We start from the raw sequence: 16,857 nt of genomic DNA on the forward strand, positions 1-16,857 counted from the left end.
AGCATTGAAGGATTACGAATCGCGCCGCAAATCCGGCGGAATCGGCAAATCATCCTTCAGAGGCTCAGGCCGCTTGCCCTTGCCCGCCTTGTACTGGCGGATCTGGTAGACATAGGCCAACACCTGGGCGACAGCGAGGTACAGGCCGCCAGGGATTTCCTGCTCCAGCTCGGTGGAGTAGTAGATCGAACGCGCCAGCGCCGGCGATTCGAGCAGCATCACTTCGTTGGCCACGGCAATTTCGCGAATCTTCAGCGCCAGGAAGTCGCTGCCCTTGGCGAGCAGCACTGGCGCTCCGCCTTTGTCCGCGTCGTACTTGAGCGCGACGGCGTAGTGGGTCGGGTTAGTGATGACCACGTCGGCTTCGGGAATCGCCGCCATCATGCGTCGCTGGGACACTTCGCGCTGAAGCTGGCGAATGCGCTGCTTGACCTCAGGCTTCCCTTCCGAGTCCTTGTGCTCGTCGCGCACTTCCTGCTTGGTCATCAGCAGCTTCTTGTGGCTTTCCCAGAGCTGTACTGGCACGTCCACCGCAGCGATGATGATCAGCCCGCAAGACATCCACAACGTGCTCCAGCCCACTACCTGCAGGCAATGGATAATAGCCATGTCCAGAGGTTCATGGGCGATGCGCATCAGGTCATCGATGTCCGATGACAATACGGTCAGCGCCACGATTAACACGATCAGAAACTTCGCGAATGCTTTGAGCAGCTCCACTACCGCCTTGATCGAGAACATCCGCTTGAGGCCCGCCAACGGGTTCATGCGACTGAATTTCGGCGCCAGCGAGCCGGCCGCGAACAACCACCCACCCAGGGAAATAGGACCGATCAACGCTGCCAGCACCAGGGTAATCATGATCGGCTGGATGGCCAGCAACGCACTCAATCCCGAACTCATGAGATAAGTGCTCATGGACTTCTGGTCGAGAATGACCTCTCGCGGCAAGGTGAAGTTGTGCCGCATCAGCGCCATCAGGTCTTGAGCCAAAGCACCGCCAAAAATCAACAACGCAACAGACCCGGCAATCATGATCGCCAGCGTATTGAGCTCCTTGGAGCGGGCAATTTCCCCCTTCTCACGGGCGTCCCTTTTCTTTTTCTCCGTGGGGTCTTCTGTTTTGTCCTGACCGCTTTCGCTCTCTGCCATGACTCAGCGCGCCTGTGCCAGTTCGCGTAAAAACTGCAGGGCCTCGGAGGCGAGCGGTTGATACTGATTGAGAATGTCCGCAAGCCCCACCCAGACGATGAACAATCCAAGCACAAGGGTCAGCGGGAAGCCGATGGAGAAGATGTTCAACTGCGGCGCCGCCCGGGTCATGATGCCAAACGCGATATTGACCACCAGCAGCGCGGTAATTGCCGGCAATACCAGCATCAATGCGGCACCGAGCACCCAACCCAGCTTGCCGGCCAACTCCCAGAAATGATTGACCATCAACCCACCGCCGACCGGCAGCGTAGTGAAGCTTTCGGTCAGCACTTCGAAGACCACCAGATGGCCGTTCATGGACAAGAACAACAGCGTCACCAGCATGGTGAAGAATTGCCCGATCACTGCCACGGACACACCGTTGGTAGGATCGACCATGGAGGCGAAGCCCATACCCATCTGGACCGCCACGATCTGCCCGGCCACCACAAAGGCCTGGAAGAATAACTGCAGGGAAAACCCGAGGACGGCGCCGATAAGAATCTGCTCGGCAATCAACAACAGGCCGCTCAAATCGAGCGGACTCACCGCCGGCATGGGCGGCAGTGCGGGAACGATCACGAAGGTGATCGCCAGGGCGAAGTACAGGCGCACTCGCGTGGGTACCATCTTGGTACCGAACACCGGCATGACCATCAACATGGACCCGACGCGAAACAGCGGCAGCATGAACGTCGCCACCCAGGTACTGATCTGGGTATCGGTCAGTTGCAGCAGAGACGACATGGCTTAACCGATGACCAGCGGAATGTTGTGGTAAAGCTGGATAATGTATTCCATGAAGGTCTGCACCAGCCATGGACCGGCCACGATCAAGGTGACCAGCATCACCAGCAGGCGCGGCAGAAAGCTCAGTGTCTGTTCGTTGATCTGCGTGGCAGCTTGGAACATCGCCACCAGCAGGCCGACCAGCAGGCTGGGAATCACCAGCACCGCCACCATCATGGTGGTCAGCCACAACGCCTCCCGGAAGATGTCTACCGCAACTTCCGGCGTCATGGCGAGACACCGCCGAAGCTGCTCGCCAGGGTTCCGATGATCAATGCCCAACCATCCACCAGCACGAACAGCATGATCTTGAACGGCAGGGAAATGATCAGCGGCGACAGCATCATCATACCCATGGCCATCAGCACACTGGCCACCACCAGGTCGATGATCAGGAACGGAATGAAGATCATGAAACCGATCTGGAACGCGGTTTTCAGCTCAGACGTGACGAATGCCGGCACGAGAATGGTCAGCGGTGCCTGATCCGGCGTCGCAATGTCCGTGCGCTTGGACAGGCGCATGAACAGCTCCAGGTCGCTGCTGCGGGTCTGGGCGAGCATGAAATCCTTGATCGGCACCTGAGCCTTGGCCACCGCGTCCTGCGCGGTGAGTTTTTCTGCCAGATACGGCTGCAAGGCATCCTGGTTAACCCGGTCGAACACCGGCGCCATGATGAACAGGGTCAGAAACAGCGCCATGCCGGTGAGGATCTGGTTCGACGGCGTTTGCTGCAAACCCAGGGCCTGGCGCAGGATCGAGAAGACAATGATGATCCGAGTGAAACTGGTCATCAGCATGACGAACGCTGGAATGAAGCTCAGCGCGGTCATGATCAGCAGAATCTGCAGGCTGACCGAATACTCCTGCGCACCCTCGGCATTGGTGCCCAGGGTGATGGCCGGAATCGACAACGGATCGGCGGCGAAGGCCAGCGGCGCCGCCAGCATCAGCGCCAGCGTCAAGACGATGCGTAGCGCACCCATTACTTCTTATCCTTCTGATCCTTGCCCATCAGCTCCATCAGACGCTGGGCAAACTCCGGGGTGGCGTTTTCGGTAACAGGCACCTGCACTGGCTCCTTGAGCACATGCAACGCCGTGATGGTACCTGGGCTCAGGCCAAGCAGAATCTGCTCATTACCCACCTGCACCAGCATCAGACGATCCCGCGGACCCAGCGCACGGGAACCGATCAACTCGATCACCTGCCCTTTGCCGGCAGGCCCAGCTTGCTGAACCCGGCGCAACAACCAGGCGAGGAAGAAGATCAACCCCAGCACCAGCAGCAGTCCGAGCACCAACTGCGTCAGTTGCCCCGCGACACCACCACTGACAGCCGGTGCCGCAGCAGCGGTTGCCGCAGGCTCGGCCGCCAGCGCAGCGGACGACAGCGCCAGCAACAACGAGGAACCCAGAACCTTTTTCACTCAGCGCAACTTCTTGATGCGTTCGCTTGGGCTGATCACGTCAGTCAGGCGGATGCCGAACTTTTCGTTGACCACCACCACCTCGCCATGGGCGATCAGCGTGCCGTTGACCAGCACGTCCAGCGGCTCGCCTGCCAGGCGATCAAGCTCGATCACAGACCCCTGGTTGAGCTGCAGGAGGTTGCGGATGTTGATGTCGGTGCTGCCCACTTCCATGGAAATCGACACCGGGATGTCGAGGATCACGTCCAGGTTCGGACCTTCCAGACTCACCGGTTCGTTGTTCTTGGGCACGCTGCCAAACTCTTCCATCGGCAAACGGTTGGATGAAGTACTGGCCGCATCTGCCGCGAGCAGCGCGTCGATGTCGTCCTGGCCACCTTCACCGGTTTCCTCCAGGGCCGCAGCCCATTCATCAGCCAGTGCCTGGTCGTCCTGGGTATTCATTTCGTCAGCCATCATGTGTCCTCGGCAGGCAACCTCTTCGCGGGCTGCCGTCAGTTAATAGCAAATAGGTGGGAGCGCCGCTTATCGGCGCTCGATCGGCTCGATCACTTGCAACGCGAGGTTGCCCTTATGGGAGCCCATCTTGACCTTGAAGGCCGGCACGCCGTTGGCGCGCATGATCATGTCTTCGGGCATTTCCACCGGGATGATGTCCCCCGGCTGCATGTGCAGAATGTCGCGCAGCTTCAACTGGCGGCGGGCAACCGTGGCGCCGATTGGCACGTCGACATCCAGCACGTCCTGACGCAGGGCATTGACCCAGCGCTCGTCCTGGTCGTCGAGGTCGGACTGGAAGCCGGCATCGAGCATTTCGCGCACCGGCTCGATCATCGAATACGGCATGGTCACGTGCAGGTCGCCGCCACCGCCATCGAGTTCGATGTGGAAGGTCGACACCACGATGGCCTCGCTCGGACCGACGATGTTGGCCATGGCCGGGTTCACTTCCGAGTTGATGTACTCGAAGTTCACTTCCATGATCGCCTGCCAGGCTTCCTTCAAATCGACGAAGGCCTGCTCCAGCACCATGCGCACCACACGCAGTTCGGTCGGGGTGAACTCACGCCCTTCGATCTTTGCGTGGCGGCCGTCGCCGCCGAAGAAGTTGTCCACCAGCTTGAACACCAGCTTGGCGTCGAGAATGAACAACGCGGTGCCGCGCAAGGGCTTGATCTTGACCAGGTTGAGGCTGGTCGGTACGTACAGCGAGTGCACGTATTCGCCGAACTTCATCACCTGCACACCACCGACCGCCACGTCCGCCGAGCGACGCAACATGTTGAACATGCTGATACGCGTGTAGCGGGCAAAACGCTCGTTGATCATTTCCAGGGTCGGCATGCGTCCACGGACGATGCGATCCTGGCTGGTCAGGTCATAGCTTTTGACGCTACCGGGATCGGCAGCGGTATCGGTCTGTACCAGACCATCGTCGACACCATGCAACAGCGCGTCGATCTCATCCTGGGACAGCAGGTCTTGCACGGCCATGTCGTGTTCCTACTGCAGTACGAAATTGGTGAAAAGCAACTGTTCGATGACCACTTTGCCGAGTTCTTTCTGCGCCACTTCCTGGACGCTGGCCGTAGCCTTCTGGCGCAGCATTTCCTGACCGACCGGCGATGCCAGGGTCGCGAAATCCTGCCCGGAGAACAGCATGACGAGGTTGTTGCGGATGACCGGCATGTGCACCTTGAGGGCATCCAGATCAGCCTGGCTGCGCGCCTGCATGGTGATGCTCACCTGCATGTAGCGCTGGCGACCGTTCTGGTTGTAGTTGGCCACGAAGGCCGGCGCCATCGCCTCGAACACCGCCGCCTGTTTGCCAACCGGGGCGGCATCAACCGGGGCTTGCGGCTTGCTCTGGGCACTGTGCATGAAGTACCAGGTGGCGCCCACCGACAAGCCAATCGCCAGCAGCAAAGCCACCACGCCCGCGATGATCAGCTTGAGTTTGCCTTTGGTTGCGGGGTCTTTTACTGCTGCAGCTTCGCTCTTCGCCATGCCAATAATCCGTCACTATTCGGGGGTTCACAGTCGCACGGATTGGGGAGAGCAAGTGTTATGCCAGAACCTTCCACCGAATAGCACAAACAACTGTAGGAGCGAGCTTGTCGCGACGGTTCGACGCCTCGACAAGCTCGCTCCTACTCGGGGATCACTAGGGATCAGGCGTAATAATCGACCGCACTGGTGCCAATCACATGGGTCGCCGTTGCGGCGGCTTCGGCGATGCCGGTTGCAAGCTCGTCTTCCGACGCATCAATTCGCCCACCATTGGACGTCGCGCGCCCGCTCTGGCTTTGTTGAGCCTGCTCCTGCCCCTGCTGCGAACCTCGGGACTGGTCAGAGACGTTGACATCAACCTGGCCCATGCCCTGCTGCGCAAACATATCGCGCAGGCGGTGCATCTGGCCGTCCAGCGCTTCGCGAACGCTTGGATGAGCGCTCATGAACGTCACCTGTGTTTGCTGATCCGGAACCATGTTGACGCGGATATCGAGCCGCCCCAGCTCGGCGGGTTGCAACTGGATGTCGGCCGCCTTGAGATTGGCGCTAGACAGGTACATGACCCGGTTCACGACTTCCTCGGTCCAGCCGTTCTGGTGCATGGCAATCGGCTGATTCACCGGCAACGCGTTGGCGGTTTTCGGCGTAGCAGCCTGGGTCAGCGCCGCCAGACGGTTGGCGAAATCGTCGACGCGGGTATCACTGGTGGCGGACTTCAAGTCCTTGAGCCCGTCACTGATCAGACCGCTGAACGCCTTCTCCCCACCCTGGCTGGTGCTGTCCTTGTCAGCCTGCACGTCGAGCATGCTCGCCATACCGGCGGCAAAGTTCTGCGCCGAGGTCGGCTCACCGTCCGACTGCGCTTGGGCGGACGTCGGTGCAGCCTTGGGCTGTGCCTGACTGGCGGCGGAAATATGGCCACCCTGCTCCATGGCCATGCGCACTGCTGGCAATGCGTCGAGCGGGTCTGCCTCTGGATCGAAATCACTTTCAGCCGCGACCGCAGGCTGCTGCGCAGTCACCACCGCGGCAGCGACAGGCGCTTCAACCTGAGGCTGCACCGTGACCACCACCGGTGCTGCTTGTGGCGCTGGCTCGGTGACCACCGGCAACGCTACCTGCAACAAGGCAGGATCGAGGGTCGGATCAGCCGGCGCGGCGTCAGCGACTGGGGCCTCGGCCGCAGGAGCCGCATTCGTCACGTCATCACTGGCAGCCGTGTCGCCGTTAGCCGCCGGTTTGTCGGCGGGCAAGGATTTGCCGCTATCGGCAACCGTCGGTTCCGGGGCGGCAGACTTCTTGTCGGCGACATCCTTTTTGCTGGCGGTGTCTGCGGTCTTTTCCGGGACCTTGTCCCGAAGCGGTTTCGCCGGGACATCAACCGCAGCGAAGGACTTGTTCTGAGACTGATTGGCGTAGACCTGAGCGAAGCTGGACGCCTTGTCCCCGGTCTCTGCGGTCAGCGCCGATGAATTGGCGGAAGCGGCCTGAGTCTTGGCCTGCGCAGTGGCTTGAAGAAGAATATTGGGGGTAACGGGCATGAAACGGTCTCCGCTGCACTGGAATCGTAGGTACAGTCCCCAGAATGCTGCAAAGGTTGAGCCAGTTTTGACAAACCCGATTTAAAAACGCTGAACGGTCGAATTGAGGGAGCGTCTGCGCTCCGCCTCATAGAGAGGGCGAATAACGGCAAATTCACCATTGATCTCGCCGACCAGTCTCTCGATGCCTTGCAGGGGCTTCTGTTTGCTGCGCTGTTCAAGTTCATGGCACAGCTGTGCCAGACGGGTCGCGCCCATATTGCTGCAACTGCCTTTGAAACTGTGCGCAGTGGCGCCGAGTGCTTCGGCATCACCAGTCTCGTGCAACTGGCTCAGGCGTACTTCGGAATCGGCCAGGAACGTATCGAGCAACGTTGGATACTCTTCGCCCATGACCTCTTGCAACGAGCTGAGGACGTCGCGATTCAGGTGTTTGTCAGCCACTTGTTCACTCCTTGATCAAGAATGCGTGGATTATGCCAGAGCGTCCCAGAAAAACTCCACGCAGGCGGTACGACCATCGTCGGACCAGTTGGCATTACGCCCTAACTGGCGGATCAAACTGACGCCACGACCCGACAAACGGATACCGTCAACCGGACGAGCCATGACTCGCTCCACATCAAACCCCTTGCCACTGTCCTCGACCCGAACGGTCAGACGGCCACCCTCCTCCTTTGGCACCACCTGCAAATGCACCCGAACATAACCTTCCTGCAACGCTTCCAGACGCACATTGCGCTCTTGGTAATAGCGGGCAAATCCGCAGGCGTCGCGCTTGAGACTTGAGTCAAGCCCCAGCACGCCGTGCTCCAGGGCATTGGAGTACAACTCCGCGAGCACGCTGTAGAGCGCTCCGCTCTGGCCGCGCAAACCGTGAACCTCCAGCAGCAATTGCAGCAGGTACGGCAACGGATTAAAGCGCTTGAGGGTAGCGGCACGAAACTCGAAACTCACCGACCAATCCAACGGACAGGACTGGCCACTGTCTGAATAAACGGGTGCCGGCAGTGTCAGTTGAGCCGCTTGCAACAGACTCACTTCGACCATGCTCACGTCATCGCGAGCCTCACCGCGAAAATCCCGCAACGCCTGTTCGATCTCTTCGAACAGGCGTTGCGGATCGCAGTTGGCGGCAAACACTTGCTGCAAACGCTCGACCCCAAACAGGTGTTCGTTGGCGTCACAGGTATCGATGACCCCGTCGGACAACAGGAAGACTCGGTCACCCACGGCCATCGGGTACACCTCGGTCCGGTCATCAAAGGCGTGCGGACTCAGTACGCCAAGCGGCAGATATCGAGACTTCAGCGGCGTGCGCTCGTTGCTGGCAACGCTGTGCAGGTAACCGTCTGGCATCCCGCCATTCCACACTTCCACCGAGCCCCGCTGAAAACTCAGGTTCAGCAGCGTCGCACAACAGAACATGTCGACCGGCAGTATGCGCTTGAGCTTGGCATTCATTTCCCGCAGGGTTTCCGCCAGACCATAGCCCTTGGCAGTCATCCCATAGAAAACTTCCGCCAAAGGCATGGCCCCGACGGCAGCGGGCAAACCATGGCCAGTAAAATCTCCCAGCAATACATGCATGTCGCCGGCCGGGGTGAACGCTGCCAACAGCAAGTCGCCGTTGAACAATGCATAGGGCGATTGCAGATAGCGGATGTTGGGGGCGTTCAGACAACCGGAATGAGCGACCTTGTCGAACACTGCCTTGGCCACACGTTGCTCGTTGAGCAGGTAATCGTGGTGCCTGGCGATCTGGTCGCGCTGCTCCAGTACCGTCGCCTGCAACCGGCGCAAGCGGTCCATCGCCTTGATTTTGGCGGCGAGGATCACCTGGTTGTAGGGTTTTGCCAGAAAGTCGTCACCCCCAGCCTCCAGGCAGCGAGCCAAGGCCTCGCTTTCGCTGAGCGACGTCAGGAAAATGATCGGTACGAGGGTCTCCCCGGCCAGGGCCTTGATCTGCCGCGCAGCTTCAAAGCCATCCATGACTGGCATCATCGCATCCATCAACACCAGTTGTGGTCGCTGCTGACGAAATGCTTCGACTGCTTGCGCGCCGTTCGACGCCGTCAGCACTTCGTGGCCCTGACGGCGGACAATGCTGGACAACAACATGCGATCGGCCGCGCTGTCTTCGGCGATCAGTATCGTCAACGTTTCGAACATCGGCTGCACGACACTCACACCACGTCGAAGATCTGTTCGAAATTGGAGATGGCGAGAATTTTGCGCACATCCGTATTGGCGTGGGTCAACCTGATTTCGGCATTCTCGCCACCCGCGTGATCGCGCAGCAACAACAGCATGCCAAGCGCCGAACTGTCGAGGTAGGTGGCGTCTTTCAGGTTCACTTCAAAAAAGTCGGGCTTTGGATGCAAGTGCTCGTAGGACTCGCGAAACGCCTGATGCTTGGCGAAATCGAATCGTCCCTTGATCGATATCGTCAGTTTTTGCCCATCGGGAGAGACTTCAGTAACGACTGACATTGGACGGCTTCCTTGTCATTATTGAACAATGTTGTACAAGGTTTAGCACTTGGTGCAGGTGGGGGCAAGGGCTGAGTCTTGGTGTTATCAAGGACGCCTTGGTGGGGGAGCCCGTTCCTACAGGATAAAAACGTGACTCAGTAAGGATGCTCTCGCGGCAACCGCTGGGACAACTCATCCAACAGTTTCTGCTCGCGCTTGTCTTCCAGTTGCCGGGCTTCATCGGCGTAGCGCTGCACCAGCTTGCGCAAGCCCTCGACCCGGGCGTAGGCCTGTTGCCAGGTTTCCCGAGCCTTGTTCAGATTGTTCTGATGCCAGGCCAGGCTTTGGCGCTGCTGGTCAATCGCCACGCCCAGTTGCGCCAGAAAGCCCTGATAACCGAGCAACCATTGGCCCGAAACACCACTGCTGCCACGAATGATCCATTGCTCCTGATAATCGAGACGGAAGGCCTCGAGGTCAGCGAGCTTGCTCTCGGCCAAACGCACCTGGCCTTGAAAATGCCCCAGACGCTGGACGGCCGTTTTCTCCTCTTTCTCGGCCATTTCGACCACGGGCGCCAGGCGCCCAGCCCGACTCTGTGCCATGACCGATTAACCGCCCGCCGCAGGCGCGAAGATCGAGCCGAGGTAGGCTTCGCTCTCACCCAGGCTGATGCTGTCGTTCAGCCCTTGGCGCAGGTATTTGACCAATTGTGGCTGCAGGGAAATCGCCAGGTCGGTTTCCCGGTCACCACCGGCGACGTAGGCGCCGACGCTGATCAGGTCGCGACTTTGCTGATAACGCGACCACAGTTGCTTGAAATACTGCGCGCGGGTCATGTGTTCCGGCGACACCACCGACGGCATCACCCGGCTGATGGACGCTTCGATATCGATGGCCGGGTAATGCCCTTCCTCCGCCAAGCGCCGGGACAGGACGATGTGGCCGTCGAGCACGCCCCGCGCCGAGTCGGCGATCGGGTCCTGCTGGTCATCGCCTTCGGACAATACCGTGTAGAACGCAGTGATCGAGCCACCACCCTTCTCGGCATTACCGGCGCGCTCCACCAGTTTGGGCAATTTGGCGAACACCGAGGGTGGGTAACCCTTGGTCGCGGGCGGTTCGCCGATGGCCAGGGCAATTTCCCGCTGGGCCTGGGCGAAACGGGTCAGCGAGTCCATGAGCAACAGGACATTCTTGCCCTTGTCACGAAAGTATTCGGCGATCCGCGTGCAATACATGGCTGCACGCATGCGCATCAGCGGCGCATCGTCCGCCGGAGACGCCACCACTACCGAGCGCTTGAGGCCTTCTTCACCGAGAATGTGCTCGATGAACTCCTTGACCTCACGACCCCGCTCACCGATCAACCCGACGACAATGATGTCGGCCTCGGTGAAGCGCGTCATCATGCCCAGCAGCACACTCTTGCCCACGCCCGTACCGGCGAACAGACCGAGACGCTGGCCGCGACCGACGGTCAACAAACCGTTGATGGAACGAATGCCCACGTCCAGCGGTTCGCTGATCGGATGACGCTTGAGCGGGTTGATCGTCGGGCCGTCCATCGGCACCCAGTCTTCGGCCTTCATGCCGCCCTTGCCGTCCAGCGCACGGCCGGCGCCGTCGAGCACCCGCCCCAGCATGCTCATACCCATCGGTAGACGACCGGTATCCGCCAGCGGTACCACGCGTGCGCCGGGTGCAATGCCGGCTACGCTGCCGACGGGCATCAGGAAGACCTTGCTGCCGGAGAAGCCCATGACCTCGGCTTCAACCTGCACCGGATGATAACTGTCATCGTTGATGACCATGCAGCGGCTGCCCATGGCGGCGCGCAAGCCCTCGGCTTCGAGGGTCAGCCCGACCATGCGAAGTAGACGGCCTTCAAGAATTGGCGCGCCAGCCAGCTCCGTGGCCTCGGCGTAACTGCCCAGGCGCTTGGCGAAGCTGGTACGGTCAAGGCGCATCGGGTTCTTCCGGTCCAGGTTCAGGCGCTGGCGTGATCGGCAACTCCAGGCTCAGATCCGGCGCTGCGGGATGCAAGGCTTGGTCATGCAACTGATCGAACAGTTTGTCCATGACCCTGGCAACGCGGGTTTCGATGGTGGCATCGATACGGCTGTGCTCGGTCTCGACGCGGCAACCGCCCGGCAGCAAGGCTTCGTCCTCGACGATGCGCCAGGTTTCCTCATGGCGCTCGCGCAGGGCCTTAACCTGTTCGAAGTCCTGCGGATTGATGTACAGCCGCACATTGTTCACGCCCAGGGGCAACAGCTTGAGGGCATCACGCATGACGTGTTCGATCTGCGTGGAGTCTATGGCCAGTTCGCGCTGAATCACCTGACGGGCGATGTGCTGCACGAGGTCGACCAGGGACTTTTCGATCTGCGTGTCCTGTTCGGCAATCGGCTCGAACAAATTGACCATCAGTTGTTCCAGCGCCGCGATCTTCGGCGTCAGGGCCGCCTCGGCCTCCTGACGGACCTTGAGCGTGGTGCTGTGAAAACCCTCTTTTTCGCCAGTCGCAAAGCCTTCGTTGTAAGCCTCTTGGCGAATGGCTTCGAGCTCCTCGAGCGTCAGTGGCTGGACTTCTTCCAGCGGCACCTCCTCGACTTCGGGCGGTTCTGGCTCCGGCTCGGGTTCCGGCTCCGGTACATGCGGGTCGAAACTGGGCAACGACCAGACATCAAAACCACCGACATCCTTGGCACGGATCAGGTCGGTGTTGGACTCATCATGTTTGGACGACATAGTGAACTTAGATCATCTCTTCGCCGCCCTTCCCGCCGAGAACGATTTCTCCGGCTTCGGCCATACGGCGAGCAATGGTGAGGATTTCCTTCTGTGCAGTTTCCACGTCGCTGACGCGCACCGGGCCCTTGGCCTCCAGGTCGTCGCGCAGCAGTTCGGCAGCACGCTTGGACATGTTCTTGAAGATCTTTTCCTTGACGCCTTCGTCCGAGCCCTTGAGGGCCAGGACCAGTACGTCGGAAGACACCTCGCGCAGCAACGCCTGAATACCGCGGTCATCGACATCGGCCAGGTTGTTGAATACAAACATGAGGTCTTCGATCTGACCGGACAGGTCTTCGTCGACTTCGCGGATCGAGTCCATGAGCTGGCCTTCGATCGAGCTGTCGAGGAAGTTCATGATATCCGCCGCGCGCTTGATGCCACCCAGGGTGGTGCGCGAGGCATTCGAGTTGCCGGAGAACTGTTTCTCGAGAATCTGGTTGAGTTCCTTCAAGGCGGCCGGCTGCACGGTATTGAGCGAGGAAACTCGCAGAATGATGTCCAGACGCACCTTGTGATCGAAGTTACCCAGCACTTCACCGGCCTGGTCCGGGTCGAGGTACGCCACCACGATCGCCTGGATCTGCGGGTGCTCGTAACGGATCACGTCGGCGACGGCGCGCGGCTCCATCCACTTCAGGCTGTCGAGACCACTGGTGTTGCCGCCCAGCAGGATGCGGTCAATCAGGCCGTTGGCCTTGTCTTCACCCAGGGCCTGGGTGAGCATTTTGCGCACGTAGTCGTCGGAACCGACGCCCAGGCTGGTCTGGTCGCCGACGATGTCGACGAATTCGCTCATGACCTGCTCGACCTGCTCGCGATGCACGTTCCCCATCTGCGCCATGGCCACACCAACGCGCTGAACTTCTTTGGGGCCCATATGGCGCAATACTTGGGCAGCGTCGGTAGAGCCCAGGGACAGCAGCAGAATCGCGGCTTTGTCGACCCGGGTCAGTTTGGCGGCAACGGCTCGGTTATCACTCATCTGCGTTAATCCACTCTTTCACGACCTGGGCCACACGGCCCGGGTCTTCTGCCACCAAACTCTTGATTGCGTTCAATTGTGCGTCATAGCCTTCGCTCGGGCTCGGCAGCAGGATACTGGTCGGGCCGCCGAGGCTGACGCGATCGTTGCCCAGTTCGCCATCCAGGCCGCCCATGCCGCCGAGTTCCACGTCGCTGCCGATGCCGGCCAGTTGCTTGCCCTTGCCACCACCGGTGATGTTGTTGAGCACCGGGCGCAGTACGCCGAACACCAGCACCAGGATGAACAACACACCCAGCACCTGTTTGACGATGTCCCAGAACCAAGGCTGAGAGTAGAAAGGAATATCGGCGACCACTTCACCGCGATCAGCCGAAAACGGCATGTTGATCACGCTGACGCTGTCACCACGACTGGCATCGAAGCCGACGGCATCCTGGACCAGACGGGTGAAGCGCGCCAATTCGTCGGCGGTCCACGGCGCACGGGTGGTTTCGCCGTTGGCCGCGTTGACCTTGACCTGATCGTCCACGACCACCGACACCGAGAGGCGATTCAAGCGGCCCTGTTGCTGCTTGGTATGGCTGATGGAACGGTCGAGCTCGAAGTTCTTGGTCGACTGTTGACGCTTGTCCGCCGGGTACGGCGCCAGCATTGGCTGACCGGTCGCAGGATCCATGATTTGCTGACCGTTGGCGTCCAGCAAAGGCTGACCTGGCTGCACCATGCCCGCCTGGGCAGTCGCCCCGCCCGTGGTCTGAGGCGCGGAAGCCGGTGCCGGTGGCTGGTTGCTCAGGGCACCCGGCACACCTTGTGGGCCATTGCTGGCGGTGCGTTGTTCGTTGACCGACTGCTCGCTGCGAAGCGCCGGCTGGTCGGGGTTGAATTGCTCGGAAGTGGATTCGACAGCACTGAAGTCCACGTCGGCCGACACTTCGGCCTTGTAACGATCGTTACCCAGGACCGGTTGCAGGATGTTGTGCACACGCTGGGTCAGCATGCTTTCCATCCGGCGACTGTAATCGAATTGCTTGCCGGCCATGGTCAGCTCGGAGTTTTCCGCCTGATCCGAGAGCAGGTTGCCTTTCTGGTCGACCACCGTGATCTGCGACTTGCTCAACTCAGGAACGCTGGTCGCCACCAGATTGACGATGGCCAGGACCTGACCAGGCTCCAGTGAGCGGCCCGAATACAGTTCGACCAGAACCGAAGCACTGGGCTTGCGCTCATCGCGCACGAACACCGAACTTTTCGGGATCGCCAGGTGCACACGGGCACCCTTGACGTTGTTCAGGCTGGAGATGGTCCGCGCCAGCTCACCTTCCAGGCCGCGACGATAACGGGTCGCTTCCATGAACTGACTGGTGCCAAGGCCCTGTTCCTTGTCGAGAATCTCGAAGCCGATGTTACCGTCGCCGGTGGTGACACCCGCAGCCGCGAGTTTCAAACGTGCACGCGAAACGTCATCGGCCTTGACCAGCAAGGCACCGGAGTTCGGCTCCACGGTGTAGGGAATGTCGGCGGCCGCCAGGGTGTCCATGACCTGCTTGGCATCCATACCGGCAAGGCTGCCGTACAGAGGCCGATAATCCGGCTGCTGGGACCACAACACCACGGCGAAGCCAATCGCCACGCTCGCAGCCAGGCCGACCAACAGGCCCACCTGACGCAACATGGTCATCTCGGAGAGGTTTTCCAGGAAGGACAAGCCGAACAGCGGCGGTTTGCCGTCTATCGGAGTGGCCTTGGCCGGAACGTTATCGGCGACTGCTTCTGCCATGACTCAATCTCGTCCTTAAACCGGCATCTGCATGATGTCTTGATAGGCTTGAACCAGCTTGTTACGCACTTGGGTCAAGGCTTGGAAAGACACGCTGGCCTTTTGCGAGGCGATCATCACGTCCGTCAAATCGACGCCGCTCTTGCCGATTTCAAAAGCCGTGGCCAACTGGCTGGAGGCCTGTTGGGTATCGTTCACTTTATTGACGGCCTGACCGAGCATGTCGGAAAAACTGCTGCCACTCATTTCAGGGACGGCGGCAGTCGATTTCTGCGCAGACATGGCGTCCATTTGCATGGCGCGCATATCCAGCATCAATCGATTAAATTCAATACCTTGGCTCATGTTCTACTCTCAATGGCGGCACGCGTTTTTTTGACACTCGCTCAGCGATACCAAGGTGTTAGCAACAAGGGTGCCAGCTCCGGGGGAACTTCAACAAATCCCCTACCCGACGGCAATTCTCAACTGGCGAACAGATAGGCCTCGACATCCATCCCGGCGTCCCGCATCTGCGCCAGCTTGTACCGCAGGGTGCGAGGGCTGATACCCAAACGCTCGGCAGCCTCCTTGCGGCGCCCGCGCTCGGCGCGCAGCGTGTCGATGATCATCTGGAACTCTCGACGGCGCAGATCATCCTCCAGCGCCCCCGCCGACTCTGCATCGACCTCCACCGCACGCACCGGCGATGGCGCTGCGGCCGACAACGGTGCACAGGCGACAGGCCCGGCAAGACAGAAATCCTGGGGCTGGATCAACCCACCTTGCTGCAGAATCAATGCACGCTGTATCGCGTTATCCAACTCGCGCACGTTACCCGGCCACGGGTACCCCACCAGACACGCCCGGGCCTCAGGCGACAGTCTTGCAGCAGCGTGCTTCATTTTATTGACGTGCTTGACCAGAAGACGCTCGGCCAACGGCAGGATATCGGCGGTACGCTCACGGAGCGGACGCCAGGCCAGCGGAAATACCGAAAGACGATAATAGAGATCTTCACGGAACCGCCCTGCCGCGACTTCCCCGGCCAGATCGCGGTTGGTGGTCGCCACTACACGAATGTCCAGCGTGATGGGCTTGCGCGCCCCCACTCGCTCGACTTCTCGCTCCTGCAACACGCGCAGCAACTTGGCCTGGAGCCCCAGGGGCATTTCCGAAATCTCGTCGAGCAGGATGGTCCCGCCGTCTGCCTGCTCGAACTTGCCGGCCTGCGCCGCGATGGCGCCGGTAAACGATCCCTTTTCGTGACCGAACAGCGTCGCCTCGAGCATGTTGTCAGGGATCGCCGCACAGTTGATCGCAATGAACGGCTGGCTCCCTCGATGGGAGTGCTGATGAATGTAGCGCGCCAACACTTCCTTGCCGGTGCCGGACTCGCCGGAAATCAACACCGTGGAATCACTGCGTGCCACCCTCGCGGCCAGTTCGAGCAATTGTGCACTGGCCGGCTCAACGGCGATCGGGCCTTCGCTATCACCCGCCCCGACATTACCCAAGGCATGACGACTGACCAGATCCAGCAATGCCTTGGGCTCAAACGGCTTGACCAGATAATCCACCGCCCCCTGGCGCATAGCATCCACCGCACGCTCCACCGCGCCGTGCGCGGTCATCAGCAACACCGGTAATTGCGGCTGGCGCGTTCGAAGCATGCCCAGCAACTGGTGCCCATCCATGCCCGGCATGTTCACGTCGCTAAGCACCAGGCTGAAGGCTTCTCCTCCTACAGCATCCAGGGCTTCTTCAGCCGAACCGACTGCCTTGAAGTCATGTCCGGCCAGCAACAATGTATCGGCCAACGCTTCGCGCAATGCGCGGTCGTCCTCGACCAGTAAAACCTTGATAGCCATATC

19 protein-coding genes are annotated in these 16,857 nt (G+C 60.2%); all 19 read right to left on the reverse strand.

Going from position 1 to position 16,857, the window contains the following annotated elements; all coding sequences use genetic code 11:
* Positions 1 to 12 precede the first annotated feature (12 nt).
* The 19 genes from flhB to AB4O36_RS18775 all read right to left on the reverse strand — a co-directional run bounded on the left by flhB (position 13) and on the right by AB4O36_RS18775 (position 16,854).
* On the reverse strand, positions 13 to 1,152 hold the full coding sequence (gene flhB, locus AB4O36_RS18685) for a flagellar biosynthesis protein FlhB (protein ID WP_460139990.1): 1,140 nt from the start codon (positions 1,150 to 1,152) through the stop codon (positions 13 to 15).
* 3 nt (positions 1,153 to 1,155) lie between these two features.
* Complete coding sequence (gene fliR, locus AB4O36_RS18690) at positions 1,156 to 1,941, reverse strand: flagellar biosynthetic protein FliR (protein WP_460139991.1); 786 nt, start codon at positions 1,939 to 1,941, stop codon at positions 1,156 to 1,158.
* A 3-nt stretch (positions 1,942 to 1,944) separates the two neighbouring features.
* A complete protein-coding gene (gene fliQ / locus AB4O36_RS18695; RefSeq protein ID WP_460117146.1) occupies positions 1,945 to 2,214 on the reverse strand; it encodes a flagellar biosynthesis protein FliQ in 270 nt (89 codons plus the stop codon).
* On the reverse strand, positions 2,211 to 2,969 hold the full coding sequence (gene fliP, locus AB4O36_RS18700) for a flagellar type III secretion system pore protein FliP (protein WP_053156624.1): 759 nt from the start codon (positions 2,967 to 2,969) through the stop codon (positions 2,211 to 2,213). The genes fliQ and fliP overlap by 4 nt, the downstream gene beginning before the upstream one ends.
* Positions 2,969 to 3,412, reverse strand: a complete 444-nt coding sequence (gene fliO / locus AB4O36_RS18705; RefSeq protein WP_460139992.1) for a flagellar biosynthetic protein FliO — start codon at positions 3,410 to 3,412, stop codon at positions 2,969 to 2,971. The genes fliP and fliO overlap by 1 nt, the downstream gene beginning before the upstream one ends.
* Positions 3,413 to 3,871 carry a flagellar motor switch protein FliN gene (gene fliN, locus AB4O36_RS18710; RefSeq protein ID WP_460139993.1) on the reverse strand — a complete coding sequence of 153 codons (459 nt, stop codon included), beginning with the start codon at positions 3,869 to 3,871 and terminating at the stop codon, positions 3,413 to 3,415.
* Positions 3,872 to 3,940: 69 nt separating this feature from the next.
* Positions 3,941 to 4,909 (reverse strand): flagellar motor switch protein FliM, encoded by a 969-nt coding sequence (gene fliM, locus AB4O36_RS18715; RefSeq protein WP_460117149.1) that lies wholly within the window; start codon positions 4,907 to 4,909, stop codon positions 3,941 to 3,943.
* 9 nt (positions 4,910 to 4,918) lie between these two features.
* Positions 4,919 to 5,422, reverse strand: a complete 504-nt coding sequence (gene fliL, locus AB4O36_RS18720) for a flagellar basal body-associated protein FliL (RefSeq protein ID WP_460117150.1) — start codon at positions 5,420 to 5,422, stop codon at positions 4,919 to 4,921.
* A gap of 164 nt (positions 5,423 to 5,586) precedes the next feature.
* Positions 5,587 to 6,969 (reverse strand): flagellar hook-length control protein FliK, encoded by a 1,383-nt coding sequence (locus tag AB4O36_RS18725; RefSeq protein ID WP_460139994.1) that lies wholly within the window; start codon positions 6,967 to 6,969, stop codon positions 5,587 to 5,589.
* 81 nt (positions 6,970 to 7,050) lie between these two features.
* Positions 7,051 to 7,413, reverse strand: coding sequence for an Hpt domain-containing protein (locus tag AB4O36_RS18730; protein ID WP_460117152.1), 363 nt, complete (start codon positions 7,411 to 7,413; stop codon positions 7,051 to 7,053).
* Positions 7,414 to 7,443: 30 nt separating this feature from the next.
* Entirely contained in the window at positions 7,444 to 9,150 is a 1,707-nt protein-coding gene (locus AB4O36_RS18735; RefSeq protein ID WP_460117153.1) for an ATP-binding SpoIIE family protein phosphatase, read from the reverse strand.
* Positions 9,151 to 9,155: 5 nt separating this feature from the next.
* Positions 9,156 to 9,461 carry an STAS domain-containing protein gene (locus tag AB4O36_RS18740; RefSeq protein WP_460117154.1) on the reverse strand — a complete coding sequence of 102 codons (306 nt, stop codon included), beginning with the start codon at positions 9,459 to 9,461 and terminating at the stop codon, positions 9,156 to 9,158.
* A 137-nt stretch (positions 9,462 to 9,598) separates the two neighbouring features.
* Entirely contained in the window at positions 9,599 to 10,048 is a 450-nt protein-coding gene (fliJ, locus tag AB4O36_RS18745) for a flagellar export protein FliJ (RefSeq protein WP_460117155.1), read from the reverse strand.
* 6 nt (positions 10,049 to 10,054) lie between these two features.
* Complete coding sequence (gene fliI, locus AB4O36_RS18750) at positions 10,055 to 11,413, reverse strand: flagellar protein export ATPase FliI (RefSeq protein ID WP_460117156.1); 1,359 nt, start codon at positions 11,411 to 11,413, stop codon at positions 10,055 to 10,057.
* Entirely contained in the window at positions 11,403 to 12,197 is a 795-nt protein-coding gene (gene fliH, locus AB4O36_RS18755; protein ID WP_460139995.1) for a flagellar assembly protein FliH, read from the reverse strand. The genes fliI and fliH overlap by 11 nt, the downstream gene beginning before the upstream one ends.
* A 7-nt stretch (positions 12,198 to 12,204) precedes the next feature.
* The gene (fliG, locus tag AB4O36_RS18760; protein WP_192302130.1) at positions 12,205 to 13,224 is read right to left on the reverse strand and encodes a flagellar motor switch protein FliG; all 1,020 of its coding nucleotides are present in this window, start codon (positions 13,222 to 13,224) and stop codon (positions 12,205 to 12,207) included.
* Complete coding sequence (fliF, locus tag AB4O36_RS18765) at positions 13,217 to 15,004, reverse strand: flagellar basal-body MS-ring/collar protein FliF (protein WP_460117158.1); 1,788 nt, start codon at positions 15,002 to 15,004, stop codon at positions 13,217 to 13,219. The genes fliG and fliF overlap by 8 nt, the downstream gene beginning before the upstream one ends.
* Before the next feature lie 15 nt (positions 15,005 to 15,019).
* Positions 15,020 to 15,349, reverse strand: a complete 330-nt coding sequence (fliE, locus tag AB4O36_RS18770) for a flagellar hook-basal body complex protein FliE (protein ID WP_460117159.1) — start codon at positions 15,347 to 15,349, stop codon at positions 15,020 to 15,022.
* A 119-nt stretch (positions 15,350 to 15,468) separates the two neighbouring features.
* A complete protein-coding gene (locus AB4O36_RS18775) occupies positions 15,469 to 16,854 on the reverse strand; it encodes a sigma-54-dependent transcriptional regulator (RefSeq protein WP_460117160.1) in 1,386 nt (461 codons plus the stop codon).
* Positions 16,855 to 16,857: the final 3 nt, after the last annotated feature.

The sequence above is a fragment of the Pseudomonas sp. S2_E01 genome (assembly GCF_054668365.1).

Excerpts from the sequence above, each read along its gene's own strand:
- AB4O36_RS18740 (WP_460117154.1), bottom strand. The coding sequence starts at position 9,461 with ATGTCAGTCGTTACTGAAGTCTCTCCCGATGGGCAAAAACTGACGATA.
- AB4O36_RS18725 (WP_460139994.1), bottom strand. The coding sequence starts at position 6,969 with ATGCCCGTTACCCCCAATATTCTTCTTCAAGCCACTGCGCAGGCCAAG.
- fliE (WP_460117159.1), bottom strand. The coding sequence starts at position 15,349 with ATGAGCCAAGGTATTGAATTTAATCGATTGATGCTGGATATGCGCGCC.
- fliL (WP_460117150.1), bottom strand. The coding sequence starts at position 5,422 with ATGGCGAAGAGCGAAGCTGCAGCAGTAAAAGACCCCGCAACCAAAGGC.
- AB4O36_RS18775 (WP_460117160.1), bottom strand. The coding sequence starts at position 16,854 with ATGGCTATCAAGGTTTTACTGGTCGAGGACGACCGCGCATTGCGCGAA.
- fliP (WP_053156624.1), bottom strand. The coding sequence starts at position 2,969 with ATGGGTGCGCTACGCATCGTCTTGACGCTGGCGCTGATGCTGGCGGCG.
- fliR (WP_460139991.1), bottom strand. The coding sequence starts at position 1,941 with ATGTCGTCTCTGCTGCAACTGACCGATACCCAGATCAGTACCTGGGTG.
- fliH (WP_460139995.1), bottom strand. The coding sequence starts at position 12,197 with ATGTCGTCCAAACATGATGAGTCCAACACCGACCTGATCCGTGCCAAG.
- fliJ (WP_460117155.1), bottom strand. The coding sequence starts at position 10,048 with ATGGCACAGAGTCGGGCTGGGCGCCTGGCGCCCGTGGTCGAAATGGCC.
- flhB (WP_460139990.1), bottom strand. The coding sequence starts at position 1,152 with ATGGCAGAGAGCGAAAGCGGTCAGGACAAAACAGAAGACCCCACGGAG.
- fliQ (WP_460117146.1), bottom strand. The coding sequence starts at position 2,214 with ATGACGCCGGAAGTTGCGGTAGACATCTTCCGGGAGGCGTTGTGGCTG.
- fliI (WP_460117156.1), bottom strand. The coding sequence starts at position 11,413 with ATGCGCCTTGACCGTACCAGCTTCGCCAAGCGCCTGGGCAGTTACGCC.
- fliF (WP_460117158.1), bottom strand. The coding sequence starts at position 15,004 with ATGGCAGAAGCAGTCGCCGATAACGTTCCGGCCAAGGCCACTCCGATA.
- fliN (WP_460139993.1), bottom strand. The coding sequence starts at position 3,871 with ATGGCTGACGAAATGAATACCCAGGACGACCAGGCACTGGCTGATGAA.
- fliG (WP_192302130.1), bottom strand. The coding sequence starts at position 13,224 with ATGAGTGATAACCGAGCCGTTGCCGCCAAACTGACCCGGGTCGACAAA.
- fliM (WP_460117149.1), bottom strand. The coding sequence starts at position 4,909 with ATGGCCGTGCAAGACCTGCTGTCCCAGGATGAGATCGACGCGCTGTTG.